The sequence below is a fragment of the Acidovorax sp. LjRoot74 genome (genome assembly GCF_964254355.1).
In the GTDB taxonomy this organism is placed as follows: domain Bacteria; phylum Pseudomonadota; class Gammaproteobacteria; order Burkholderiales; family Burkholderiaceae_C; genus Acidovorax.
Map to the genome: position 1 here is coordinate 2,766,040 of NZ_CAXUTI020000001.1, position 24,553 is coordinate 2,790,592.

The window sequence follows — 24,553 nt, forward strand, 5'->3', positions numbered from 1 at the left end:
GCTTGCAATAGCGGGCATGAGCAGCACAGCACAACTCCCCGAAGCCGTCGCGCGGCACCTGACCAAGGGCCGCGCAGAGCGTGCATTTCTGGTTGAGCGCCAGGCCATTGACGAAGAAGCCCGCACCGCTGTGCTGGCCTTCGCCAGCGAGCTGCCTTACGAGCGCTACTGGGGCGTGGAGATTCTGGACTGCACGGCCACCAGCATGCGCCAGGGCCGCCTGCGCAGTGGTGCCAACCTGCTTTGCGACCACGACACCCGCGATGTCGTTGGCGTTATCGAATCTGTCGAGATCGGTGCGGACAGGGTTGCCCGCGCCGTGGTGCGCTTCGGAAAAAGCGCTCGTGCAGAGGAAGTGTGGAACGACGTGCGCGATGGCATCCGCCGCAACGTGTCTGTCGGCTACATGGTCCACAAAGCGCAGCTGGTCGAGACCGTGGACGGCGTGGAAACCTACCGCGTCACCGACTGGGAGCCCTTTGAAGTCTCGCTTGTCAGCGTACCTGCTGACGCATCCGTCGGCGTAGGCCGCAGCCTCGATGGCGCTGAAACCCCAGCGTCAGACGCAGCCCCCGCGCCGCAAGCCACCACCCCCACCACAACCCCATCCGAACCCGAGGTGAAAACCATGCCCGATCCCGTAGTCGAAGTCATCGAGCAGCGCAACCACGCTGCCGAAATCTCCAAAATTGCCCCCAGCATCCCAGGCGGCGCCGAGCTGGCCATGGATGCCATTCAGCGCGGCCTGACCGTTGAGCAGTTCCAGCGCGAGGCCATTGCCAAGATGGCCAGCAAGCCCGTGCCCACCGCCGATATCGGCATGGAAAAGGGCGAGGTCAAGCAGTACAGCCTGATGCGCGCCCTGAACGCGCTGGCCAACCCCACCGACGCCGCCGCGCAGCGCGCAGCTGCTTTCGAGCGCGAGTGCTCCGATGCAGCCGCCGCCAAGGTGGGCAAGCAGGCACGCGGCTTCATGGTGCCTAACGAAGTGCAGCGCCGCGACCTGGTGGTGGGTACTCCCACAGCGGGCGGCAACATGGTGGCGACGGATCTGCTCACCGGCAGCTTCATCGACATCCTGCGCAATGCCATGGTCATCGACGGCCTGGGCGCGCGCATGCTCACCGGCTTGGTGGGCAATGTGGCCATCCCCAAGCTCACCGGCTCGGCCACTGCCTACTGGGTGGCTGAAAACTCGGCGCCCACCGAAAGCCAGCAAACCGTCGGCCAGGTCACCCTGACCCCCAAGACGGTCGGCGCCTTCACCGACATCGCCCGCCGCCTGCTGCTGCAAACCAGCCTGGATGTCGAGGCCATGGTGCAGAACGACCTCGCCACCATCCTGGGCCTGGCCATCCAGCAAGCCGCCATCAACGGCACGGGTGCATCCAACCAGCCCAGCGGCATCCTGACGCAGATCGCATCGCCCACCGTGGTGGCAGGCACCAACGGTGCTGCACCCACCTGGCAGAACGTCATCGACCTGGAGTCTGCCGTGGCTGTTGCCAATGCCGACGTGGGCACGCTGGCCTACCTCACCAACGCCAAGGTGCGCGGCAAGCTCAAGGCCACCAGCAAGGTGTCGGGCCAAAACGGCTTCATTTGGGAAGGTGGCGACACCCCCGTCAACGGCTACCGCGCAGCGGTCACAAACGCCGTGCCGTCCAACCTCACCAAGGGCACCAGCTCTGGCGTGTGCTCGGCAGCCATCTTTGGTAACTGGGCTGACCTGGTGATCGGCATGTGGGGCGGCCTGGACCTGATGGTGGACCCCTACACCGGCAGCGCTGCGGGCACCGTGCGCGTGGTGGCCCTGCAAGACGTGGATGTTGCCCTGCGTAACACCGTGTCCTTCGCCACCGTGGTGGACCTGCTGACCGTCTAAGCCAGCGCCACGCCCACAGCCCACCACCGCCCAGGCCCCCAGCATGTTCACCGAAGACATCAGCGCCTTCTTCAGTACCGCAGATTTCGCCACCACGGCGAGCTTTGCCGGTGGTGCCGATGTGCCTGTCATCTTCGACGCGGCTGCAGTGCAGGGCTCGGTGGGACCGCTGGGCATGGTCAGCGCCATGCCTGCCATCACCTTGCCCAGTGCGCAGGTGCCCGCCAGCCCGGTGGGCGTCATCGTGGTGGTGACTGTGGATGGTGCAACGGTCTCCTACGTGGTGGCCGACGCCCAGCCCGACGGCACCGGCATCACCCGCCTGCTGCTGGAGGTCGCATGACCGCCCCCACCGTCTTCGCCCAGGTGCTCGGCGCCATGCAGGAATCCCTGCAGGCCGCCGCCCCAGTGTCCCCCAACGTGTTCCGCGCCCGCGCCCGGGTGGTGCCGCAGCAGATGGCCACGGCCATCGTTGTGCGGCCTGCCCAGGCAGAGCGGGATGCATCGGTGGGGCAGGGCGCCATGGCGCTGTGGCTGACGGCTGTGGCGGTGGAGTGCTACGCACGCGGCACCGTCTCCAGCCCGGTGGATGTGGCGGTGGACGAGCTCATGGGCGCGGCCGTGCAGCGGCTGATGCAAGACCCATCCCTCGGCGGCCTGGTGGGGTCCATCGACCCCCAGGGCGTGTCCTGGGATTTCGACGTGGACGGCGAGCAAACCGCCTGCGCCACGGTGACTTTCTACGTGCGGCACGCCACGGCGTCTGCGTCTTTCTTCTGACTTTTCACCAATCGAGGTAAACGAAATGGGACAACCAATTTTCTGGACCAACGTGGGTATCGATGTGCAAACGGCCTTGGGCACCGCCATCTCCCTCTCGGCCATCAGCAAGGCGACCACGGGCGTTTGCACCTACACGGGCGGAACCAACCCCGCAAACGGCGACTACATCGTGCTCGCGGCAAGCGGCATGAGCCAGGTGAACGACCGTCCGTTCCGTATCGCCAACGTCAACACCACCACCAAGACGTTCGAGCTTGAAAACGAAGACACCACCAGCTACGACACGTTCATCAGCGGCAGCTTCCAGATCATCACCTTCGGTGCATCGTTCAACAGCGTGCAGCAGATCAGCCCCAGCGGTGGCGACTACGAAAAGGCCGATGTCACCACCATCCACGACCAGGTGCGTAAGAACGTGCCCACCATCGCTGCGCCCCTCACGCTGGGCATGACCAACTACTTCGATCTGACCGACCCCGGCTTTATGGAGTGCAACAAGGCCTACAAGTCCAAGACCAAGCGCGCGATCCGCCTGCGCTTCGGTACGGGCGCAAAGATGCTCATGGTCGGCTATGTGGGCGCTGCTGGCGTGCCCACCGGCCAGGCCCAGGGCGTGGTGCAGACCCCTGTGTCCATCGAGGCCCAAAACCTCCCCACCGTCTACGCGAGCTGATCGCGCAGCGCGCATGCCGCACCCCGGTATGCGCTCGGTTTCGTGCGCGGCACGGTGGGCTGTAAGGCCTGCTGGCTCCGTCTTTGCCCGAGCGGGCACGCCGCGCACTCCCTTCCTATCGGGCCTTTGATCGGGCTTCTCCCATGTCTATCTCTCTCGTCGTATCTCCCAAGGTCAAGTTCCCTGTGAAGGGGAGCATCAAGGACGAAAGCGGTGTTGATAAACCGTTCGACTTCACCCTCACCTGCAAGCGCCTCGACACCGATGAAATCCAGGCCAAAAAAAACGAAGACGGCTCCTACATCTATGCCGACTTCATGGCGGGTGTCATTGAAGACTGGTCCGGCGTCAAGGACAAAGACAACCAGGCCGTGCTCTACACCACCGACGCGTGGCAGGCCCTGAGCAAGATCCCCGGCGTGGCTGCGCTCGCCTGGCAAGCCTACATGCGCGAGAACGGTGCCAAGGAAAAAAACTAGCCCAGGTCGCCCGCCGGATCGCTGAGCACAACCATGCGCGCCACTCTGCCCAACAGCCACAGCAGCCGGGTCCAGACCCGACCAGCCCCATGGGCGGGCTGCTCTCTCAGCTGGCGGCTGTGGGCGCGTTTGACGCGCAGAGCGAGCCAGACCCCGGGGGCGACATCGTGTACCTGTGGCCCGAATGCGTTGATGCCTGGGGCCACTGGCAGCAGCTGCAAACCCAGTGGCGTACCGGCGTGGCTGGCGCCACGGGCCTCGACTACACCGGCGTGCGCGCCTACCTGGACGAGCAAGGCATCGAGCCCGGCCCCGAGCGGCGCGAGCTGTTCGCCTGCCTGCAGGCCTGCGAGTTCGCAAGCCTTGAAGCGTGGTCCGAGCTGCGCGCAAAAGAACCACGGCCACCACCCCCAACCAACCGGTAACGCTGCATGACCGCACCCATTGGCATCACCCTCAGCCTCGATGGCGTACAAGCCACCGAGCAAGGCCTGCGCCGTGTGGCTGGCGGGGTGGACGCCGTTGGTGTGTCCGCCAAGCAGACGGCCGCCGCATTGCGTGGCGTGCCGGCACAGTTCACCGACATCGTCACCAGCCTGGCCAGCGGACAGCAGCCGCTCACCGTTTTCCTACAGCAGGGCGGCCAGCTCAAGGACATGTTTGGCGGCGCGGGCAATGCGGCCAAGGCGCTGGGAGGGTATGTGGCGGGGCTGATCAGCCCCTTCACGCTGGCTGCAGCGGCGGGGGTGGCTCTGGCCGTGGCGTACAAGCAGGGCAGTGCCGAGGCTGATGCCTACGCCCGCTCCATCGCCCTCACGGGCAATGCCGCTGGCGTCACCGCCTCGCAGCTGCAGGGCATGGCAGAGCGCGTGTCGGCCGTTGCGGGCACCCAGTCCAAGGCTGCCGAGGTGGTGGCCCAGCTGGTGGGTACTGGCAGCGTTGCATCGCAGAGCCTGGAACAGTTCACCGCCACCGCCATTCGGCTGGAGCGCAATGCAGGCGTCGCGGTGAAAGACACGGTGAAAGAGTTTGCCGAGCTGGGCAAAGAGCCTGTGGAGGCCGCCAAAAAGCTCAACGAGCGCTACAACTACCTCACGGCGGCGGTCTACGAGCAGATCAAGGCGCTGCAAGAGCAAGGCAAGGCCAGCGAGGCTGCAGCACTCTCCCAGCAATCCTACGACAAGGCTATGAGCCTGGTGGCGTCCACGCTGGAGGGAAGGCTGGGCTACATCGAGCGTGCCTGGCGCGCTGTGGGCGATGCGTCCAAGTGGGCATGGGACAAGATGCTCAATGTGGGCCGTCCGGACACGCTGAAGGACCAGCTCGACCGCGCCCGCGCAAACCTTGAGCAGCGACTGAACACGCCCTTGGCGGTGGACAACCCCGCCATGCGCGCGTCCCGTGAAAAGGGCATCGAGGCGCTGCGCAACGAAATCAACCTGCTGCAGGAACAGGAGCGCATGATGCGCCGGGGCGCAGACGCCCAGGCAGACCGCGCAAAGGCTGAAAAAGCGGGCATTGATGCAGCCGATGCGCTGCTCAAAACCCAGGACAAGGGCCTCACCAAGCAGCAGCAAATGAACGCTGCGCTCAAGGAATACCGGTCGCAGCTGGAGGCCCTGCGGGCCGTCAACCCCAACTCTGCCCGCCTGGCCCCTGATGCCGTGGCCCGAGGCGAGCGCGCCATCCGCGACCAGTTCAAGGACCAGGCCGGCGCATCCACCGGCGAGTCCGAGCTGGCCACCATCAAGGCAAAGATCACCGAAACCGAAAAGTACATCGAGGCCCTGCGCACGCAAGGCCTGGAGGGTGCCAAGCTCAACGACGGCGAGCGCATGGCCCTCAAGATCAAGGAAGACCTCAAGACCAGCATCACCGGCACCGCCCGCGCCAACAAAGAGCTGGCGCTGGTAGAGGCTGAAAAGCTCGGCTTGGTGCAGCGCGCCGCAGCGGCTGAAGAGCAGCGCCAGAAGGCCGTCAAAAAGTCCACCGACGAATACGCCAAGCTGGTCGAGAGCACCTTCAAGGCCGCTGATGCCCTGCAAGACCAGGCAGACAAGCAGCAGGCCGCCAACGCCGTGTACGGCAAGGGCGCCGCCGCCATTGATGAACTGGCCCTGGCAACCCTCAAATCCCGCATGAGCGAGGCGCAGGCCTCGGACAGCTTCAGCGAAAAGTACATCGCCGCGCTGGAGGCCCAGATCCAGGCGCAGGAGCGCCTGAACGCCGCCCGCGCCGAGGGCCGGTTCAAGGAGATGAACGAATCGCTGGACCGCGAGCTGGCTGCAGCCAACCAGCAGGCCGCGCTCTACCAGGACGAGCTGCGCCTCACCGGCCTGTCGGCCCTGGAGCGCGCCAAGATCGTGGCCCTGCGCCAGTCTGAGCTGGAGCTGGCCCGCGACCTCGAAAAGATCGAGCAGGGCGGATTCAAGGACGCAGAAAAGGAGCAGCTGCGCATCATTGCCCGCGAAAAGCAGCGCGTGGCGGGCTCGGCCGCCGTCAACAAGGTCATTCAGGACGATTTCACCCGCACGTCAGAAACCATTGAGCGCTCGCTCACCGACGCGCTGCTGCGCGGCTTCGAGTCGGGCAAGGGTTTCGCCAAGAACCTGCGCGACACCATCGCCAACATGTTCAAGACGCTGGTGCTGCGGCCCATCATCAGCGCCGTGGTCAACCCGGTGGCGGGTGCCCTTACCGGCGCGCTCGGCCTGGCTGGTACGGCCAGTGCTGGCACCTCTGCGCTGGGGGCGGTCAGCACCGCCGCCAGCGGGGCATCGTTGCTGGGTAATGCGGCGGGCCTGCTGGGTGGTGCTGGCACGGCAGCCGGCTACGGCTTTTCGGCACTCATGTCGGGCAACGGGCTGGGCGCGCTGAGCGGTGGCCTGGGCATGCTCACATCCGGCGGCCCAGCGGCCATCATGGCTCAGGGCGCCGGGATGATTGCTGGGGTGTTGGGCCCCATCGCCCTGGGCATCGGCGCCCTCACGGCCATCATTGGCAAGACCAAGGGCGAGACCCGCACCGGCGGCCAGTTCGGCGTGGCCTTCGACGGCAGCGTGACCAACCAGCGCCGGGGCCAGACGTACACCATCGAGGGCCAGCAGTTCGACCGCGACTTCACCAACGGCCTGCAGACCGCGCTGAAGGACGGCATTGCCTACCGCCTGGAAGGCGACCCTGTGGCGCAAGAGTCGGCCATCCGCGAGGCGGTGGCGGGTACGGCTAGCGGCATCAATGGCTTCTTGAAAGCCCTGGGCAGCTCTGCCACCCTCACCGGGTTCTCTGCGGGCTTTGAAACCAGCATCAAGGATCGGGGCGGCAACTTTGCAGGCGGGGTCTTCAACACTGGTGCCACCTTCGGCGAATCCGGCAAGGGTGATAACTACGCTGGCACGCTGTACGAGAAATTCAGCACCAACAGCCCCGACTTCAAGACCGCGCTGGAGAACTTCACCCTCGACCTCAAGCAGTCCACCATCCAGGCCCTGCAGACCGTCACCGATATCCCACAGGCGGTGCAAAAGCTGCTCAAGGGCGTGGACGCTGAGGGCCTGACCGAAGACGCCGCCAACAAGCTGCTGGAGACCATCAACGCCCAGATCGTCGGCGTGACCCAGTTCAAGGACGCCCTCAAGGGCATGGGCCTGGACACCGTGGCCGCGCTCAGCTTTGATGCGGCCGCAGGCCTGGCAGAGGTTTCTGGCGGGTTCGACAAGCTGCTGGGCAACCTGCAAACCTACTACACCAACTTTTTCAGCGGCGAAGAGCAGCGGGCCAACCTGCAGCGTTCGCTGGCAGAGCAGCTGTCTACCCTGGGCCTGCAGCTGCCCGACATCAACGCCACCAACGCCCGCGACCAATACCGCGCCCTGGTGCAGGGGGCTGAAAAAGACCTTAGCGAGTCCGGCCGCAAAACCTACGCCACGTTGTTGGCCCTGTCTGGCGCTTTCGCATCCATCACCGAGGCCGCAAAGACCACCACCCAGACCCTGGAGCAGCAGCGCCAGGCCTACTACGGCGCCCTGCAAGATGCGGTGTCAGCCCGCAACAAGTCCCTGCAAAGCCAGCTCAGCGCAGCGCGAGAGGTGGAAGGGGCCCTCGACAGCCTGTTCGGCATCCTGCGTAGCAATGTGCGCGACCTGTATGGCGAGGTGGACGGCACGCGCGGCATGCTGGCCAGCCAAGGCAATGCGTTCATCGACCAGGCACTGGCCACGGCCAAAGCGTCGGGCTAACTGCCAGACGCCGAGAAGCTGGCCGAGGCCATCAGTGCGGTGCGTGGCGGTCTGGATGGTGGTGCCTACACCACGCAGTTCGCATCCGACCGCGACCGCCTGGTGCTGGCCGGCAAGCTGTCTGGCCTGGAAGGTATCGCAGAAAAGCAACTCACTGACGCCCAGCGCACGGTGCGCGCACTTGAAACGCAGATCGAGCAGAACGAGCAGGTGCTCGACTACTGGAAGCAGCAGATCGATATCGACAACGGCACCTATCAGGGCATCCTGAGTGTCGAGTCGGCCATCCAGCAGCTGAGCGGCATCATGGGCGGGGGTGCTGGAAGCACCCGTCCCACGGCCGCCACTGGCAGCTTGGGCGGCGATATTTCCGGCCCCGCCTATCGCGACCGGGGCACTGTGGCGCGCGCTGAGTACGGCGCAGATGTGGCCCTGTCAAGTTTCGACAAGTTCAAGGCCTGGTATCAAGGCCTAGCCACCAATGCCAACGTGGGCGCGCTACAAAGCGCAGGCTACCAGGTGCCCGACTGGATGCGCGTGGGCGGCATGGCCGGTGACAGCACCGACAAGGAGCTGTTCGGGTCGTACCTGTATTTCAAGAACAACCCGCAGTTCGCCAAAGACTTCGAGCAGGTCATGACCACCGGCCGCTCCAGCCTGCCCACCGATGGCAGCACCCTGGTGCGCAGTGACCTGTCAAAGATGCCTGCCGACGTGGCGGCCTACTTCCAGAGCGACCGCAACAGCCTGCTGAGCTATGAGAGCTTCGGCCTTGACCCAGTACTGGCCTACAAGCTCTACAAGGACGGCCCCGAGCAGTTCGGCCTGAACCTCTCGCGCGAGAACTTCACCGAGTGGCTGCGCACCCACAAGTGGACCGAAGGCGGCGTCATCTCTGCCAACAACACGCTGGACACGGCCAAGGGCTACGCGGGCTACAACCTGGCGCGCTACGACACCAGCACCGGCAACATCGTCAACCTGGACGGCTCCATCTACTCGCCAGACGGCAAGTACCTGGGCATGGCCGGGCGCGACCTGATGGCCAGCGTGTACGGCTCGGCCTTCCTTGGCACCTCGGGCGGCAGCTACGGAGATGCAACGCGCTCGGCGCTCTACAACAGCCAGGTGCAGGGCGGGGCGACTGAGGCGGACTACTACGGCGCCATCAAAACCAACCTGGACGCAGCTATCGCGGGCGGCATGTCGGCCCAAGGCATTGCCGACGCCATCACGCAGACCGGCGCCTCCATGGCAGACGTGGCTGCAGCCTACGGAATCACCGTGGCCCAGCTGGAAGAAAACCTCCGCGCAGGCGGCGCCACCAATATCCCCAGGTTTGCTGATGGCGGCATGCACGCCGGTGGTCTGCGAATTGTGGGCGAGCGAGGTTGGGAAATGGAGGCAACGGGTCCTGCTCGAATCTGGAACCAACAGCAGCTGTCTCAGGCTTTGGGCGGCGATACAGGCCGGCTCGAAGCGCTGATTGAGCAATTGCTCGCAAAGGTCGCCAGTCTCGAAGCGGCTGCCAACGAAACCGCAGACAACACCCGGCCGCTTCCGCAGCTTGGCCGCCAGTTCGACACCGTAACCCTTGGCGGCACTGTGATGCGCCAAAAGGCCGTCGCATGAACATCCTTCTCCCCAAGGCCATCACTAGCGCCATGTTCGGCGCCGGGACCAACATCCCGGAGGTGGACTCGTCGATCACGCCAGCTGAGGTGCAATGGGTCTCTGGAGGGTCATTCGCCAAAGGCACTCGGCGCACCCTGAATGGCTACTGGTACGAGGCCGTTCAGGACATGACCACCAACCCTGCCAATACGATTCAGCCGGGCACGGCTGGAGCCGAGGGCTACTGGCTGAAGGACGAAGGTGCTCCCACCAACCGCATGGCGCCCTTTGACAAGTACCTGTTCACCAAGGCGCGGCGCGCTGGCTCGGTGGTCTACGAGCTGACACCAGGGTTCATCAATGGCGTTGCCATCTATGAGATGGAGGCCGACCACCTCAACATCACGGTGAAGGATGGCGCCACGGACCTGATCACCCCCGTGGACATCGAGCTGTGGGAACAGGCCCCGGGCCTGTGGGAGCTTCTGTTCGGCGAGCTGTCGCGCGGCACGTACTACGCCCTGAAAGACATCCCGCTCAACCCTAACGCAAAGATCAAGATCACCATCAGTCGCAACAACCCGGCCGTGGAGGCTGCTGTTGGCTTCATCAGCGTGGGCAACTGGAAGACGCTGCTTGCGCCACTTGCGCAGGCGAGCGGTGTGCTGTACGGCGTCGAGGCCACCACGCGGGACTACTCGTACAGCCAGGAATACAAGGATGGCACCTACATCGATGTGGAGGGGCGCAAAGCCACCGACATCAACCTGTCCTGCGTGATCGACGCAGCCAGCGCACCGTCTGCCAAATCCCTCTTGGAGCAGATTCTTGGCAAGGCTGTGGCCATTGAGGTCAGCGAGCTGCCGAGGTATTCCCACCTGGCCACGGTGGGCAAAGTCACCGGTTCTGTCCGGTCCGTCAACTGGCCCACCGCTCAGGTGGACCTGCAAATCAAAGGCAACGTATGACCAGTCCTGTCGCGCCAGATGCGGCGCCGTCCGTGCCGGAATTCCCGGCACTCGGAGACACCTCTTACAACACCAAGGCCTACAACTGGGGCAGCTGGATGCCCAGCCTTGTGACCTGGGTCACAGGGGCGGTGTCCAAGGCATACCAGAACGCGCTGAGCGCTTTCGAGAGCGCCACGGCATCGGCTGCCAGCGCAGCTGCATCGGAGGCCTCGGCAGTCACATCCATGGCGGGCTCCAACTTCAAGGGGGATTGGGCCGGACTGACAGGAGTGCTGAACAAGCCGGCATCTGTCGCTTACGCAGGGCGCGTCTGGCTGCTGCTCGACAACCTGGCCGACGTCACAGCCGCAGTGCCTGGTGTGTCTGCCAGCTGGCGTGCGTATGACGTTTTCCTGCCTCTGGTGCAGGTGACTGGAACGGCGCAGACGGCCGTGGCCGGATACCACTACTCGCTGAACAACGCGGCGGCCACCACCATCACATTGCCCGCGTCCCCCGCAGAAGGCGCCATGGTGTGGATCACCGTCGCCAATGGCCGGTACGACAACAGCATCGCCCGCAACGGCAGCACGATCATGGCGCTGGCCGAGGACATGCTGCTCGACAACCCCATCTCGTACCAACTCCGATTCATCAACGGTTCCTGGAGGCTCCTATGAGCGCAGCAAGTCAGTTTGGCGGCGGCATAACGCTTGGCTCCACTGGGAAGGGCTACGGCCTGACAGAGCCGCAATGGGTGCGCGCGGATGGTCGCGCACTCACGCGCGCCGGGTATCCGCGCCTGTCCACCAAGTTTCCCTTTGGCCGCCTCACGGGCACGATCCGCACGCTCGGCAGCACCCCCAGCAGCTACAGCGTGGCAGCCAGCCCGACCTACTTCGTCACCCCATTGGCTGCTGGAAACCCGGGTATGCAGTATTCGACCGATGGCGCAACGTGGTCTTCTGCATCCCTCTCGACGCCGTCGGCATCGGTGGCGTGCGTCATCTGGGCTGGCGCGCGGTTTTGCGCTGTCAACACAACGACCACGCAGCCATTCGTCACTACAGGCGACAACCCGAATTCGACATGGACGTCCACTTCTGGCGGCATCAACAGCGTCCCCGCTGGGCTGCTGAATTTGCTGGCCTACGGCTCGACTCCGGCGCGAATCGTCAGCATCGGCGGTTCTTCAGGCACCAGCGTGTACACGCTCGACAACGGTGCAACGGCCTGGACCAACCGCACTGGGCTGACGTCGCTGAATCGGCGCGGCGTCTGCTGGTCCGGACAAAAGTTCTTCATCGTGTGTGAGAACGCCGCTGTGGTCAGCTCGTCCACGGACGGCATCACCTGGGCTGAATCCCAGATCCCCGAGGCCATCGCAGCGTCGTCCGGCGACATCGCCAGCAATGGCGCGGGTGTCATCGTCATGACAGGCGCAGCGTCCGGGCTGTGGGTCAGCTCTGACCACGGCGTGACCTGGTGCGCTGTCGGAATCCCTACGGTTGCAAGCTCCACTGCCTGGAAGGTGACCTACTCGGGCGACCGGTTTTTCATCCCCACGGCTGCAGGTGTGGCTATGTCCATGGACGGCAAGGAGTGGTTTGTCGAATCCCAGTCTCTGCAGGCCCGTGCACTCAACTCGGGGTTTGCCAAGAAGGGATCGGCCATCGTGCAGATCCAGGCCAGCGCGACGGCCTACTCGTTCACCGAGTCTGCAACTGATTTCTGCGTGCCCATGCTGCAGAGCTACGGCCCCGCAGTGTCTGGCAACCCCGTCGCTTCCGAACCCGTATTCATCAAGGCACTGTGACCATGACCACCTTGCACCATTACGACCTTTGGGGCTGGTACTCGCCCGCCGAAATCCCCGGCCGCAGCACTGACGTTGACCCCGGCAGCGTGCCTTCCGCCCGCGTTGTGGGCCAGCCTTGGCCCAACTGGATCGGCACCGAGTGGGCGATGCACGACTATGTGGAGCCGCCAGCCATCGAGCCGCCCGCCCCGCCAGCGGTGCCCCGCAAGATCACGCTGGGTGCATTTCAGAAGCGCCTTGTGCCTATGCGTGTCCATGCCATTGATACGAGCACGCATTCGAAATGTGTGGCCTTGCGCAGCTATTTGAGCCGCCTGACCCATGTTGATTTGGAAGACCCTGACTTGCCGCTCATGCTGGGCATGCTTGTGGCTGCAGAGCAACCTGCCGCCAACCCGGAGTTTCCCGGGTCCGGACCTCTGACTGCCGACGAAGCGGCCCAGATCATCGCCGCCCCGGTGCAGCCGCAGGAGGTGCCTTGACCATGATCGGACAACTGAGCCTCCAGTCCAACGACCTGGACTTTCGCTACCTGCCCTCCAAGCTGCAGGCCAGCACACCCGGCTACGCCGAACTGCGCGCCGTGGTGGACGTGTCGCGGTACTACGCCAAGGGCGGGCACCACATCGTCTTCGCGCTGGATTGCGAAGGCGGGCAGGGCGCCTACAACCCACACTGCGGCCCCATCTACCGCCACGGCGACAACCTGTTTGCCACGGCGCGCGGTGTGATCGTGCTGGGTGACGGCACCGTGATGTATGAGCGCTGGAACGGCACCTTCGCCCCCGAGCTGGTGCCCATCAGCAACAACGTGCCAGGCACCTTTGACCCCGCCGCGCACCGCTGCCTCACGGTGCGCGTGCGTGGCCACTACGCGGGCGGCGTGTCCGTGCGCATCCGCAGCGGCATCGGCGGCCCCGTGGTGTTTGACGGCACGCTGACCACCGCCGCCTGGGCGTGGCCGGGCCACATGCACGCCTGCGTGGCTGCCATCGCCCTGGGCTTCGTGGCCCCCAAAGACACCGGCTGCACCGAGCAGATCCTGCCGCGCAGCGCACCCGATGCCGAGCTGGGCTTTGCGGCCTTCTCGCGGGTGGTTTGAGGCGCCGGACGAACAAGAACAACCGAGGGAGAACATGCCGGAACCAACTTCAACATCAGGCATCAGTCTGGCCGCCGTTTCCATCGCGCTGCTCGGGCCAATGGCCGGGCCTTACGCCCTGATCGTGTTCGCGGCACTGGCTGGGGCGCTGTGGCCTCTCAGCGCGGCCGACACCATGACACGCGCAGCCGGGGCTTGGCTGCTGCTGCGCTGCACGCTAACGGCAGTGGTGCTCACGTCCGCGCTGTCGTTGGTGCTGCAGAACCAGTGGCAGATCCCCGCCAATGAGGCCCTGGCCCCCGTGGCGTTCGCCATCGGAGCCCTGGGCAACGGTTGGCGCCCGGTCTTTGAGGCTGTCGGCTCTGCCCTGCAGGCTGTGCTTTCCCGTGCTGGAGGGCCTAAGCCATGAACACCTTGCTGATCGCTCATGAGGTGGCGTGCCTGCTGCTGTTCTTCACGGTTTTCTGTCGAATGCAGAAAACAAATCGGCGCACGCGCGCTGCCATCCGCCTTTCGTTCTGGGTGCTGGGTACCGTGGCCGCCCTTGGCATGGCCTGGCCACTGATGGGCTGGCCGCTGCCGTGGTTCGGGGTGCTGCTGGCCCTGGCCATCGTGCAGGTGCAGTGGGTCACATCGCATTACTGGTCGGGCGGAACGCCTGGGCAGTTCAACAGGGGGAATTCATGCTGACTGCAAACCAACTCCGCGCCGCTACCGGCTGCACCGCTGCCCGGGCTGATGAATGGCTGCCGCACATCGCCAAAGCCTGCGAGACCTTTGCCATCAACACGCCCGCCCGGCTCGTGGCCTTCCTGCCCCAGATCGGCCACGAATCCGGCCGCCTGGTGTACGTGCGCGAAATCTGGGGCCCGACGCCCGCCCAGCAGCGATACGAGGGCAGGGCGGACCTGGGCAACACCCAGCCCGGGGATGGCAAGCGCTACATGGGGCGCGGCCTCATCCAGACCACCGGCCGTGCCAACTACCGCGCCACCCGCGACGGCCTGGCCGCCTACATGCCCAACGTGCCCGACCTGGAGGCCATGCCCGCGCTGCTGGAGCGCCCCGACCTGGCAGCCATGAGCGCCGCCTGGTTCTGGCACAGCCGTGAGCTCAACACCTTTGCCGACCTGGGCGACTTCATCCGCATCACCAAGCGCATCAATGGCGGCACCAACGGGCTGGCCGACCGGCTGGCGCTGTATGAGGCCGCAAAGGCGGTGCTGCTGTGATCCCGCTGCCCACCCTCAGCCCCATCTTGATCGCCCTGGCAATCAGCTTGGCCGCCAACGGCTTGCTGGGCTGGGCCTACCTGGGCCAACGCGACGACACCGCAGTGGCAAAGACCGCGCTGCGCGACATGGAAGGCCAGCGCGACGGCATTCGCCAGGCGGCCAGCGCCTGCAGCGACAGTGTGGACGACTTGCGCGAACTGGCCGACAAGCGCGCCCGCGATGCTGCTCCGGCCCGGGCCGCCGCTGCCAGCACCGCGCAGGGCCACAACCAGCGTGCCGACCAGATCTTGGCCGCGCCCGCCCCGGTGCCCGGAGACGTGTGCGCCAGCGCCCAGGCGCGGGTGGATGACTGGCTGAAAAGCCGCAACAAACCGATCCGGACGGAATCCGGGGCCAACTGAAAGAACGCGATGACCAAAACTGTTTTTGCTCACACTCCGCCGGGCGCAGACTTCCCGCCATTCGTGAACCTGTCCCGCCAGGAGGGTGGTGCTTACGCCCTGACCGTGCGCAGCAAGGGGAGAGGCGGGCGCGACCTGGGCAGCATCGAGCTGTCGCCGGAAACTGTCGAAGCGCTGGCGACAGATGCACTTGCGGATCTGCATCAGGAGTCTGCAGCCCCTGTCGTCACCGATGAAATGGTGGCCCGCTTTTTGGGCTGGAAGCTGCCGCCGGACTTCTACCCCGATTGCCATGTCAGCTTCGATCGGGCTGCCACTGGCGCTGGTAGCTGGCCCGTCGGCACCAACCTGCTTACCGCGGTGCAGGCGCGCGCCATGCTGGAGCACGTCCTGGGCATTGGGTCATGAAAAGCCTGGCGGCGATCGCCGCAGCTGCCTGCCTGCTGCTGGCCGGTTGCGAGACCGCGCCCCGCGTGGAAATCCAGCGCGTGAATGTGGCCGTGCCAGTGGCCTGCCGAGAGAAAGAGCCCGAGCGCCCGGTGATGCCCACTGAGGCTCTGCGGCCGGGTGCCACAGTGGATCAATTCACCCAGGCGGCCCAGGCAGAGATTGAGCGCCGAGAGGGTTATGAGACTACTTTAGTGACTGCTTTGCGTGCTTGCTTAAGTCCGTTGAAATAGTAGCTATTCTTTTTCATCAGGCAGGTATTTTAAAAATATTCCATCGCTATGAGCTTGCTTGCCTGCTGCATGTAGGTGATTTATTAATATTGGGAGGCTCTTGTATGTTTCGTCAATATGCATTTTGGCGTCTTGAACGGCATTCATGTTTGTTCCATAAATAAGTTCACCCATTGCAATTTTCGCGGTCTCTGGGTTGATTTTCTCGTCTCTTTTTATCATTTTTTCCATCAGTGGTTGGAATTTGTTGACGTAAAATTCATTTCTTCTCTTTATGCTTTCAATCGTTTGGAAGAACCGTTCTTCTTCTATGGAAATATCCATTAATAATTGTGGATTATTTTCGATTAAGAAATTAATGCTTCCATAGTTTATTTTTAGATTGCTGTAGTCTGGTGGCATCATGGCTGGCAGGCTGAATGCACGATGTGCGTCTGTGGGGAGGGCGTCATAGTCCATTTTGTATATAGCGACTGCATTTGCAAATCGAATTAGCAAAAACAGCACATTGTTTATTGCTTCAATTTCCTCTTTTGCTTTTGCTTTTGCTTCTTTTTCTTGGTTTAATCTAAATGCGAATGTTGCGCCAAAAAATGTTGCAATAAGCGACATTGCCGCCGTGCCAACTTCTTTTGCGGTTATGTATTCTGTGCGTATCAACAGAATTGCAGTTAATAGCAATGATGCGGCGGCGACCGCATATGTTGTTTGCGAATTTGATATTTTCATACAGATTAATACGTGATGTTTTTCGGTAAATTATGCCCGCGCCACCGGCACATCCTCCCACCGCGTCGTGTACTGCGGCGTGCGTCTTTCCTGCTTCATCCCCCAGTCCTTGCCCCGGTTGGTGCCGCCCGTGGCGCCTGAATGCACGGTGCCTTTGCTGTAGCGCTGGTTGAGCGCATCCAGCGCGCGTCTCATTTGGCTGGTCTGACCTGCAGATCCATTTGATACCCCATCGCGGCCATTGCAGCCGCGATGGTGTCGATCTTCGTTGCGTGCTTCAAGTCAAAAACGCGCGTCATCTCCTGGGGCTTGATGCCCAACGCCCTGGCTACGTCCACGGGCTTCGCGCCGGATTCCAGCCTGGCATTGAGCAGCGCCACCTTGGCGGCCACTGACAACGGCAGCGCCACGATCCGCTCGCCCTTGATGGGTTTGCTGGGCGTTGGCACGGGGCGGCCGTCGTCAAAGTAGAACTCCATTGCGGTCACCAGCGCATCAAGCGCCATGGCCTCGGCTTCCTCCAAGGTGTCGCCTTCGGTGATGGCCTCGGGCACGTCCCGAAAGGTCACGGTAAAGCCGCCCTCGGGGGCGGGATCAAAAAGCGCTGGAAACTTCATAAACTACCCCTGGTAGGCAGTGCTTGCGTGCGAACTGAGGCAGGCCCTTTCGGGCCCCCTCTCTCATTTGATGTTGAGTTGCTTCAAGATGGCTTGTCTAGTTCCTTCTTTAAGCTCCTTACTGGGGTGTCTTGGCAAAACCGTTTGCAGTCCGTTGAGGGTGACCTTGGTGTGTCTCTTTCCCTCTTCAAACGTTGCTCCCTGTTTTGCAAGCAACCTCTTCAGTTCGCTTGCTTTCACTGCCTGCCTTTCTGTTGTTGCGATGGGTGAATTATAAACATAAATGTTTATTTGCACAAGCAAAAATGTTTATTTTTCTGAGGCTGCAGAACTAGGCCCGCGCCACCGGCACATCCTCCCACCGCGTCGTGTACTGCGGCGTGCGCCTCTCTTGCTTCATCCCCCAGTCCCTGCCCCGGTTGGTGCCGCCCGTGGCGCCTGAATGCACAGTGCCCTTGCCATAGCGCTGGTTGAGGGTGTCCAGTGCCACCATCAGCTTGGTGCGGTCCCGGTGGTCTTCTTCCTCAAGATCCAGTTCCCCCTGCAGCACGCTGCCCGGCACCAGGTCCAGCAGCATCACCCCTGCCTTGGCCATCTTGTAGCCGGGCTCATAGATGCGCCGCATGCCTGCAGTGGCGGCCCACACCAGCTTGCCGGTGTCGGCCGTGGGGCGGCGCAGTGGCACCACGATGCTGCGGTTGAACCGGGGCCCGGGGCGGAAGGGGGATGTGTGGCAGAACACCAGCAGCTGGCTGGCCAGGCTGCCTTGCTTGCGCAGCTTCTCGGCCGCGCGGCTGGCGAACTCGCTCACGGCCTCCACCAGCGGCGGCAGCTCCGTCACCGCATGGCCGAATGACCGCGTGCACGCAATCTCTTTCTTGGGGGCTGGTGCGTCGTCCAGGTCGATGCACTGCATGCCCTGCAGCTCGCGCACCGTTCGCTCCAGCACCACGCTCCAGCGCCTGCGCACGGTGGCCGGGTCCAGCCGCGCCAGGTCCAGCACGGTGTGCACGCCGCCCTCATGCAACTGCGCGGCGATCTTGCGGCCCACGCCCCACACTTCTTCCACCAGCGTGGCCTGCAGCACGTCGTCCAGGTCCTGGGCGGGCAGGGCGGTGAGGTTGCACACCTGGGCCAGCTCGGCGGGGTAGCTGCCTGGTTTGCGCTCGGCCGTCTTGGCGATGTAGTTGGCCAGCTTCGCCAGTGTCTTGGTATGCCCGATGCCAATGCCGCAGGGGATGCCCACCCACTGGTTGATGCGGTCGCGTATGGCCTGGCTGCGTTTGGTCAGGTCGCCGCGCACGCCCTGCAGGCCGATGAACGACTCATCGATGCTGTAAACCTCCTGCGTGGGGCCCAGGCCCGCCGCCAGGCTCATCATGCGGTCGCTCATGTCGCCGTACAGGGTGAAGTTGGCGCTCAGCGCCACCAGGCCGTGGGTTTCCTCCATGTGGCGGATCTGGAACCACGGCGCCCCCATCTTGATGCCCAGTGCCTTGGCCTCGTTGCTGCGGGCGATGGCGCAGCCGTCGTTGTTGCTCAGCACCACCACCGGGCGCCCGTTCAGGCTGGGGCGGAAAACCCGCTCGCAGCTCACGTAGAAGTTGTTGCCGTCCACCAGCGCATACATGCTGGCCTCCCATCTGCTCAGGTGGGGAACAGCTTCACGCACCCGCTCACTACACCCCACACCTCAATGGTCTGGCTGTCGCGGGGGATGATGTCGGGATAGGTGGGGTTGGCCGCGCGCAGCTTGATGCGGCCGGCACGCTGGTGTAAAAACTTCACCGTGCACTCGCCGTCCACAATGGCCACCACGATGCTGTTGTGCTTGGGCTTGATCGCCCGGTCCACCGCGATGATGCTGCCGTCGTCAATGCCCGCGTCGCGCATCGAGTCGCCCCGCACGCGCCAGAAGTAGGTGGCCTGGGGGTGTTTCACCAATAACTGCATGATGTCCAGCCGCTCCACCGCAAAGTCATCGGCAGGCGACGGAAACCCCGCGCGCACGCTCACGCCGCATACTGGCAGCGCAAGCGCCTGTGCCGCTGTGTCCAGGGGCACCGGGAGCGGGGAATCAAAAACACTGTGCATAATCACAGTATAAATCCAACTGCCAGGATGTTGCCATGTGCACCTACTACGAAGTCCCGGGCCGTGAGCAGCTGGTGCTGCACTTTGGCGACGTGCCCGAAGAGGAATGGCGCGACAAGATGAGCCCGCTGTACCGTGGCCCTTTCCTGCGGGCCAAGGGCGACGCGGGCCGCGAGCTGGTGGTGGGCCAGTGGGGCATGATCCCGCCGCACTCCAAAACGCACATCCCCACCGGCAAGGACGGCAAGCGCCTGGCCACCGTCAACGCCCGGCGCGAAGGCATGGCCAAGTCATGGACCTACGGCGGCCCCTGGCGCAAGGGGCAGCGCTGCATCATCCCGGCGCAGCTGTACGTTGAGCCCTACTGGGGCGCGGGCAAGCACATCCCCTGGCAGTTCGAGCGCGCCGACGGCGAGCCCTGGGGCCTGGCGGGCCTGTGGAGCGAATGGACCGACCCGGCCACGGGCGAGGTGCTGCCCAGCTACACCATGGTGACCCAGAACTGCGACGATGTACCCGTGCTGAACCTGATGCACCGGCCCGACCCCAAGCGCCCGCCCGACATGCAGGACAAACGCACGGTGGTGCCGCTGGAGAAGGGCGACTGGGATGCCTGGCTGCACGGCACCATCGAGCAGGCCGAGGCGCTGATCAAGGTGCCGCCGCTGGAGCTGTTTGTGCACCGTGCGAAGGATCCGGCGCAGCAGGTGGAACTGCCTGCTTGATCGTTTGCGGGATGGCGGGGCTGCAAGAGTGCTACAGCCCAGAATCAGCGCGTTGCAAGTAGCTGATTTAAAAGAGATTTTTCCGCCTGTCTCACCAGTCCATCATGGGGGCGATGGACATGCGCCAGGGGTTTAGGACTGGGGAGGGGGAAGCTGTCTGCACGTTGTCGGTCCCTCGCCGAGCAGGTTCTTTGGGCACACCCGCAAAAGCGTTGTTGCCGGAACGCGCGGCGGAGATTAGCGGTTTGAGCAATGGGAGGGGGGGCAATTGTCGCAGCGATTGGCGTGCAAAGTTTTTTAGCCTGAGTTTGCCGACACCCCGTTGTTCATTGAGTTGCAGCAAGTTTCGCGTCAGAGAAGCTTTAAAAGTCTCGAAATATGCGGGAGGGACGTTATTTAGCAACGCTTGTTTGCTATCAATATCGCTATAGTTGCCAAAGATGCTTATATACCGTTGCGTACGATAACGAATTCAATCATGTGGAGACATCCCGGAACCCCTGTCGCCGTTCACCCAAGCCAGTTGGTGCCTGGTCTCTACGTATGGCTTAACGTGCGCTGGGATGAGCATCCATTCATCTCCAATCGCTTTTTGATCAAGCACCTCAAGGACGTTTCGGTCATACAGTCACTTGGGATTGATGACAGGGTGTTCTACTTTCCCGAGAAAAGCTCGGTCACACCTCCAGAGTACGTCCCCCCTCCGCCCACCACGGCTGAACTGGAGGCGCAACGGGTGGCTCAGCTGGCGGCGGAAAGAGCTGCGCTACAAGCAGAGATCAAGCTGAAGGAAGAGCAAAAAAAACAAAAGCGCCAGCGCCAACGAGACGCCGCTACGCGTGCCGAACGTTCTTGGGAAGATGCAGCTCGGAAAACCCGTGAGGCTTTGCTGACCCTCCAGCGCTCTCCCAAAGCCGCAGGGCAGATGATTGCAGACCTGTCCAATGACACAGCCTCGGCTATTGCGCGCAGCAAAGAAGTGTTGCTGCACTTGTTGGGTGACAAGAAAGAGCAGGGCCCGCAGTTCCATGCGCTCAATGTGTTAACACTCTGCATGCTGCTGGGCAAAAAAGCGGGACTGACTGAACGCGAACTCTCTGACTTGGCGATGGCGGCTCTGGCGCATGACGCGGGCAAGGTCAAAGTGCCAGCGCAACTGTTCAAGACAATCAAGCGGAAAAAGCACGAAGAAGCCTTCGTGCACCAGCATGTGATGTTCTCCTATCAGCTGGCAAACGAGTCGGGCGCGTTCAGCAAGGATGCACTCGCGGCAATAGCTGACCACCATGAAGCCCTGGATGGCACGGGCTTTCCCAGGGCGAGGAGGGAGATGAGCCGACAAGCCTCCATCTTGGCGCTGGTGAATCGGTATGACAATCTATGCACCCCCGAAGCCCTGGATCAAGAGCCTTTGATGCCTGCGGAGGCCCTTTCGCATATGTTTCGGGCCGAGGCAAGCCGCTATGATGCTTCGCTGCTCGGCGCCTTGGTCAAGATGTTGGGGGTGTATCCACCGGGCACTGTGGTTCAGTTGTCGGATGGCTCGCTGGCGTTGGTGGTGGCGCCTGGTCCAGAAAGCTTGCGCCCGCAAGTGCTGGTTTACTCCCCAGAATTGCCCAAGGATGAGGCCCCTGTGGTGGAGCTGCAGACCGAGCCGGAACTTAAAATTGCCGAGGCCCTGCGCCCATCCACTCTGCCGCTCGACGTGCTCAAGTGGCTCAATCCTCAGCAACGGCTGTCTTATTACTTTTCGGTCGAACCTGCCAACTGACTAAGCTTTCGATTCTGGCTGGCGATCGATTCCGTTTCATTGATCGGGCTTGGTGCTTCGCCCGCTCGGGACGCTCTCTAGGGATCCTCTGCACGAATCGAGCGGCAAGTGTGCGCCGCAGACCGCCCGAGACCGCAGATGCACACGGCGCGGTGATTCGTGCAGAGGGGCCCTGGGGGTTGATCCCCGGCAGGATACCTGCCTCTCAGCCAAGCGTCTCACGGGCCGAAGTGCTTCTGCGCGCTTCATGTTTTCTCTGTCTATGCAACATACTATTTTCGACACCCCGGGTGTTAACACCGCACTGCGGTTTTTGTCGCGCGGTTTTTTGCGCCTGACGGGCTGGAGTGTCGAGGGGCAGTTGCCTGCAGGTGCCAGCAAGAGCGTGCTGATTGCGGCCCCCCACACCAGCAACTGGGACCTGCCCTACACGCTGATGCTGGCGTTTTCATTGCGCCTGCGCGTGTACTGGATGGGCAAGCACAGCCTGTTCAAGGCGCCGTTTGGCGGGGTGATGCGCTGGCTGGGCGGCATCCCGGTGGACCGCAGCCAGGCCAACAACCTGGTGGCCAGTTCGGCCCAGGCCATGCGGGACGCGGACGGCCCCATGCAGCTCATCGTGCCGCCCGAAGGCACGCGCGGCAAGACGCGGCACTGGAAGACGGGCTTTTACTTCATCGCCCAGCAGGCGGGCGTGCCCATCGTGCTCGCGTTTGTAGACTATGGGCGCAAGGTGGGCGGCCTGGGCCCGGTGTTCGAGCCCACGGGTGATGTGGAGCGCGACATGGCGACCATCAAGGCGTTTTATGCACCCATCCGAGGCAAGAACCCGACGCAGTTCGAGGCCTGAGCCAGAAAATTTGAATAAAAAGCGGCCTTGCCGCGCGTCCAGTATGCGTTTTAAGCTATCAAAACCGTAGTCAGGCGCCCACGCTGCGCCGGTCGATCTTGCGGCTGAGCACGATGCTGGTCTGCGTCTGGTGCACCCCGTCGAGCTGGCCCACACGGTCGAGCAGGGTGTCGAGCTGCTCGTGGCTGGTGCAGCGCAAGAACACCAGGTAGTCAAACGGCCCGCTCACGGCCGACACCTCTTCGACCTCGGCCATGGCCTCCAGCGCGCGCAGCACAGCGGGCGCCGCCTTGGGTAGCACGCTGATGCTGCACCAGGCCCGCACGGTGGTGGCATCCAGCCGCGCCCCCAGCCGCACGCCGTAGCCTGCCACCACGCCCGAACGCTCCAACCGCGCAATGCGTGCCACCACCGTGGTGCGCGCCAGTCCCAGCTTGCGGGCGAGCTGCGCCGTGCCTTCGCGGGCGTTGGCCTGCAGCAGGCTCAGCAGCTGGCGGTCGGTAGCGTCCAGCGTGGGCGGGGCGGTGGGGTGTGATGGCTCAACAGTCATAGCGGCCATGATATTCGCCGTTTTGACAATACAAAACCAATTTTTCGACGGTATGGAGGCTACGCATTGACAGTGTCCTTGCCTAGGATCAAGGCATCTTTCACCACCGCTGCGGCCAGGCCGCCAGCACACACCAGGAGCACTGCCATGAACGCCACTTCCACCCGCCACGCCATCACCATCCTGGGTGCAGGCCACATCGGCTTTGCCATGGCGCTCTTGTTGCAGCAGGCAGGGGACTACGACCTGCTGGTGGCCGACCGCGACCCGGCTCGCCTGGCTGAGGTGGCTGCTTTGGGCGTGGCCACCCACCTGGTGGGCGACGACACCAGCTTGCAATCCGCCATCGGCGGGCGTTTTGCCGTGCTCAACGCGCTGCCTTTTCACCGCGCAGTGCCTGTGGCCACCTTGTGTGCTGCGGCAGGCGTGCATTACTTTGACCTGACCGAGGACGTGGCCAGCACCCAGGCCATCCGCACCCTGGCCGCCACGGCCCGCAGCGTGCTCATGCCCCAGTGTGGACTGGCCCCTGGCTTCATTGGCATCGTCGGCAACGACCTGGCCCGGCGCTTTGACACCTTGCATACGCTGCGCATGCGCGTGGGGGCGCTGCCACGCTACCCGCAGGGCGCGTTGCGCTACAACCTGACCTGGAGCACCGAAGGCCTCATCAACGAATACTGCAACCCCTGCGAAGCCATCGTGGATGGCGTGCGCACCACGGTGCCCGCGCTGGAGGGGCTGGAGACCTTTGCGCTCGATGGCGTGGAGTACGAGGCCTTCAACACCTCGGGCGGCCTGGGCACGCTCACCGAAACGCTGGCAGGCAAGGCGCGGCAGGTGGACTACCAGTCCATCCGCTACCCGGGCCACAACGCCATCCTCAAACTGCTGCTGAATGACCTGCGCCTGCGCGACCGGCGTGATCTGCTCAAGGACATCCTGGAAAGCGCCATTCCCACCACCGACCAGGACGTGATCGTGATTTTTGCCACCGCAGCCGGTGTGCGCGGCGGGCGGCTGGTGCAGGAGTCCTACTCGGCCCGCATCGTGGGCACCGAGCTGGCGGGGCACCGGCTCAGCGCCATCCAGCTCACCACGGCGGCAGGCATCTGCACGGCGCTGGATCTGGTGGCCGAGGGGCGGCTGCCGCAGCAGGGTTTTGTGGGGCAAGAGGCAGTACGGCTGGCAGATTTTCTGGCGAACCGGTTTGGGGTGGCGTATGCGGGGGAGGGGGCGCAGGCGCTGGAAAAAACCGCATGAAGCAGATTGGCCGTATGAATTCAAAAACTGCAATTCCTACGGCCATGGAGCTTTTCCGTCTCAAGACCGCTCAAGGGGGGTTGCTGGCATGACGC

Annotated in this window: 29 protein-coding genes; 22 read left to right on the forward strand and 7 right to left on the reverse strand. The window is 63.5% G+C overall.

All coding sequences use genetic code 11. The features are described from left to right. Positions 1-16: 16 nt before the first annotated feature. From ACSQ3O_RS12985 to ACSQ3O_RS13070, 18 genes are all read left to right on the forward strand, one after another. Positions 17-1,885 carry a phage major capsid protein gene (locus tag ACSQ3O_RS12985; RefSeq protein WP_436139165.1) on the forward strand — a complete coding sequence of 623 codons (1,869 nt, stop codon included), beginning with the start codon at positions 17-19 and terminating at the stop codon, positions 1,883-1,885. Between the two features lie 43 nt (positions 1,886-1,928). Continuing rightward, a complete protein-coding gene (locus ACSQ3O_RS12990) occupies positions 1,929-2,228 on the forward strand; it encodes a head-tail joining protein (RefSeq protein WP_436139166.1) in 300 nt (99 codons plus the stop codon). Then, positions 2,225-2,665, forward strand: a complete 441-nt coding sequence (locus tag ACSQ3O_RS12995) for a hypothetical protein (protein ID WP_436139167.1) — start codon at positions 2,225-2,227, stop codon at positions 2,663-2,665. Before ACSQ3O_RS12990 ends, ACSQ3O_RS12995 begins: the two co-directional genes overlap by 4 nt. Before the next feature lie 25 nt (positions 2,666-2,690). Continuing rightward, positions 2,691-3,341, forward strand: coding sequence for a phage tail tube protein (locus ACSQ3O_RS13000; RefSeq protein ID WP_436139168.1), 651 nt, complete (start codon positions 2,691-2,693; stop codon positions 3,339-3,341). 143 nt (positions 3,342-3,484) lie between these two features. Further along, positions 3,485-3,820, forward strand: a complete 336-nt coding sequence (locus ACSQ3O_RS13005; protein WP_436139169.1) for a hypothetical protein — start codon at positions 3,485-3,487, stop codon at positions 3,818-3,820. Between the two features lie 89 nt (positions 3,821-3,909). Further along, positions 3,910-4,245 carry a DUF1799 domain-containing protein gene (locus ACSQ3O_RS13010; RefSeq protein ID WP_436139170.1) on the forward strand — a complete coding sequence of 112 codons (336 nt, stop codon included), beginning with the start codon at positions 3,910-3,912 and terminating at the stop codon, positions 4,243-4,245. Between the two features lie 6 nt (positions 4,246-4,251). Continuing rightward, positions 4,252-8,058: a phage tail length tape measure family protein gene (locus tag ACSQ3O_RS13015; protein WP_436139171.1), complete on the forward strand. Its 3,807-nt coding sequence runs from the start codon at positions 4,252-4,254 to the stop codon at positions 8,056-8,058. A gap of 39 nt (positions 8,059-8,097) precedes the next feature. After that, positions 8,098-9,690, forward strand: coding sequence for a hypothetical protein (locus tag ACSQ3O_RS13020; protein ID WP_436139172.1), 1,593 nt, complete (start codon positions 8,098-8,100; stop codon positions 9,688-9,690). After that, complete coding sequence (locus ACSQ3O_RS13025) at positions 9,687-10,640, forward strand: hypothetical protein (RefSeq protein ID WP_436139173.1); 954 nt, start codon at positions 9,687-9,689, stop codon at positions 10,638-10,640. Before ACSQ3O_RS13020 ends, ACSQ3O_RS13025 begins: the two co-directional genes overlap by 4 nt. Beyond that, positions 10,637-11,302: a hypothetical protein gene (locus tag ACSQ3O_RS13030; RefSeq protein ID WP_436139174.1), complete on the forward strand. Its 666-nt coding sequence runs from the start codon at positions 10,637-10,639 to the stop codon at positions 11,300-11,302. The genes ACSQ3O_RS13025 and ACSQ3O_RS13030 overlap by 4 nt, the downstream gene beginning before the upstream one ends. After that, positions 11,299-12,438, forward strand: coding sequence for a WD40/YVTN/BNR-like repeat-containing protein (locus tag ACSQ3O_RS13035; protein ID WP_436139175.1), 1,140 nt, complete (start codon positions 11,299-11,301; stop codon positions 12,436-12,438). Before ACSQ3O_RS13030 ends, ACSQ3O_RS13035 begins: the two co-directional genes overlap by 4 nt. A 2-nt stretch (positions 12,439-12,440) precedes the next feature. After that, positions 12,441-12,923, forward strand: coding sequence for a hypothetical protein (locus ACSQ3O_RS13040; protein ID WP_436139176.1), 483 nt, complete (start codon positions 12,441-12,443; stop codon positions 12,921-12,923). 2 nt (positions 12,924-12,925) lie between these two features. Beyond that, positions 12,926-13,543, forward strand: coding sequence for a hypothetical protein (locus ACSQ3O_RS13045; protein ID WP_436139177.1), 618 nt, complete (start codon positions 12,926-12,928; stop codon positions 13,541-13,543). Positions 13,544-13,577: 34 nt separating this feature from the next. Further along, complete coding sequence (locus tag ACSQ3O_RS13050; protein ID WP_436139178.1) at positions 13,578-13,952, forward strand: hypothetical protein; 375 nt, start codon at positions 13,578-13,580, stop codon at positions 13,950-13,952. Next, positions 13,949-14,233, forward strand: coding sequence for a hypothetical protein (locus ACSQ3O_RS13055; protein WP_436139179.1), 285 nt, complete (start codon positions 13,949-13,951; stop codon positions 14,231-14,233). The genes ACSQ3O_RS13050 and ACSQ3O_RS13055 overlap by 4 nt, the downstream gene beginning before the upstream one ends. Beyond that, the gene (locus tag ACSQ3O_RS13060; RefSeq protein WP_436139180.1) at positions 14,227-14,775 is read left to right on the forward strand and encodes a glycoside hydrolase family 19 protein; all 549 of its coding nucleotides are present in this window, start codon (positions 14,227-14,229) and stop codon (positions 14,773-14,775) included. The genes ACSQ3O_RS13055 and ACSQ3O_RS13060 overlap by 7 nt, the downstream gene beginning before the upstream one ends. Next, positions 14,772-15,179 (forward strand): hypothetical protein, encoded by a 408-nt coding sequence (locus tag ACSQ3O_RS13065; protein WP_436139181.1) that lies wholly within the window; start codon positions 14,772-14,774, stop codon positions 15,177-15,179. The genes ACSQ3O_RS13060 and ACSQ3O_RS13065 overlap by 4 nt, the downstream gene beginning before the upstream one ends. Before the next feature lie 9 nt (positions 15,180-15,188). After that, positions 15,189-15,587, forward strand: a complete 399-nt coding sequence (locus tag ACSQ3O_RS13070) for a hypothetical protein (RefSeq protein ID WP_436139182.1) — start codon at positions 15,189-15,191, stop codon at positions 15,585-15,587. A 275-nt stretch (positions 15,588-15,862) separates the two neighbouring features. Here ACSQ3O_RS13070 and ACSQ3O_RS13075 read toward each other — a convergent pair whose 3' ends face one another. The 6 genes from ACSQ3O_RS13075 to ACSQ3O_RS13100 all read right to left on the reverse strand — a co-directional run bounded on the left by ACSQ3O_RS13075 (position 15,863) and on the right by ACSQ3O_RS13100 (position 19,299). Beyond that, on the reverse strand, positions 15,863-16,588 hold the full coding sequence (locus ACSQ3O_RS13075; RefSeq protein WP_436139183.1) for a hypothetical protein: 726 nt from the start codon (positions 16,586-16,588) through the stop codon (positions 15,863-15,865). Between the two features lie 30 nt (positions 16,589-16,618). Further along, complete coding sequence (locus tag ACSQ3O_RS13080) at positions 16,619-16,783, reverse strand: DUF4113 domain-containing protein (protein ID WP_436139184.1); 165 nt, start codon at positions 16,781-16,783, stop codon at positions 16,619-16,621. Next, positions 16,780-17,205 (reverse strand): type II toxin-antitoxin system HicB family antitoxin, encoded by a 426-nt coding sequence (locus ACSQ3O_RS13085; RefSeq protein ID WP_436139185.1) that lies wholly within the window; start codon positions 17,203-17,205, stop codon positions 16,780-16,782. The genes ACSQ3O_RS13080 and ACSQ3O_RS13085 overlap by 4 nt, the downstream gene beginning before the upstream one ends. Before the next feature lie 63 nt (positions 17,206-17,268). Then, the gene (locus ACSQ3O_RS13090; protein WP_436139186.1) at positions 17,269-17,502 is read right to left on the reverse strand and encodes a type II toxin-antitoxin system HicA family toxin; all 234 of its coding nucleotides are present in this window, start codon (positions 17,500-17,502) and stop codon (positions 17,269-17,271) included. A 34-nt stretch (positions 17,503-17,536) separates the two neighbouring features. Next, entirely contained in the window at positions 17,537-18,835 is a 1,299-nt protein-coding gene (locus ACSQ3O_RS13095) for a Y-family DNA polymerase (RefSeq protein WP_436139187.1), read from the reverse strand. Positions 18,836-18,852: 17 nt separating this feature from the next. Beyond that, positions 18,853-19,299, reverse strand: a complete 447-nt coding sequence (locus tag ACSQ3O_RS13100) for a LexA family protein (RefSeq protein ID WP_436139188.1) — start codon at positions 19,297-19,299, stop codon at positions 18,853-18,855. A 35-nt stretch (positions 19,300-19,334) separates the two neighbouring features. Between ACSQ3O_RS13100 and ACSQ3O_RS13105 the strand changes: the two genes are divergently transcribed. The 3 genes from ACSQ3O_RS13105 (at position 19,335) to ACSQ3O_RS13115 (ending at position 22,645) form a co-directional block, all read left to right on the forward strand. Then, positions 19,335-20,024 (forward strand): SOS response-associated peptidase, encoded by a 690-nt coding sequence (locus ACSQ3O_RS13105; RefSeq protein WP_436139189.1) that lies wholly within the window; start codon positions 19,335-19,337, stop codon positions 20,022-20,024. Between the two features lie 478 nt (positions 20,025-20,502). After that, positions 20,503-21,795, forward strand: coding sequence for an HD-GYP domain-containing protein (locus tag ACSQ3O_RS13110; protein WP_436139190.1), 1,293 nt, complete (start codon positions 20,503-20,505; stop codon positions 21,793-21,795). 262 nt (positions 21,796-22,057) lie between these two features. Beyond that, positions 22,058-22,645, forward strand: coding sequence for a lysophospholipid acyltransferase family protein (locus ACSQ3O_RS13115; RefSeq protein ID WP_436139191.1), 588 nt, complete (start codon positions 22,058-22,060; stop codon positions 22,643-22,645). Between the two features lie 70 nt (positions 22,646-22,715). Here the strand turns inward: ACSQ3O_RS13115 and ACSQ3O_RS13120 are convergent, their stop codons facing one another. Further along, complete coding sequence (locus ACSQ3O_RS13120) at positions 22,716-23,204, reverse strand: Lrp/AsnC family transcriptional regulator (RefSeq protein WP_436139192.1); 489 nt, start codon at positions 23,202-23,204, stop codon at positions 22,716-22,718. A gap of 138 nt (positions 23,205-23,342) precedes the next feature. Between ACSQ3O_RS13120 and ACSQ3O_RS13125 the strand changes: the two genes are divergently transcribed. Further along, entirely contained in the window at positions 23,343-24,458 is a 1,116-nt protein-coding gene (locus ACSQ3O_RS13125) for a saccharopine dehydrogenase NADP-binding domain-containing protein (RefSeq protein ID WP_436139193.1), read from the forward strand. Positions 24,459-24,553: the final 95 nt, after the last annotated feature.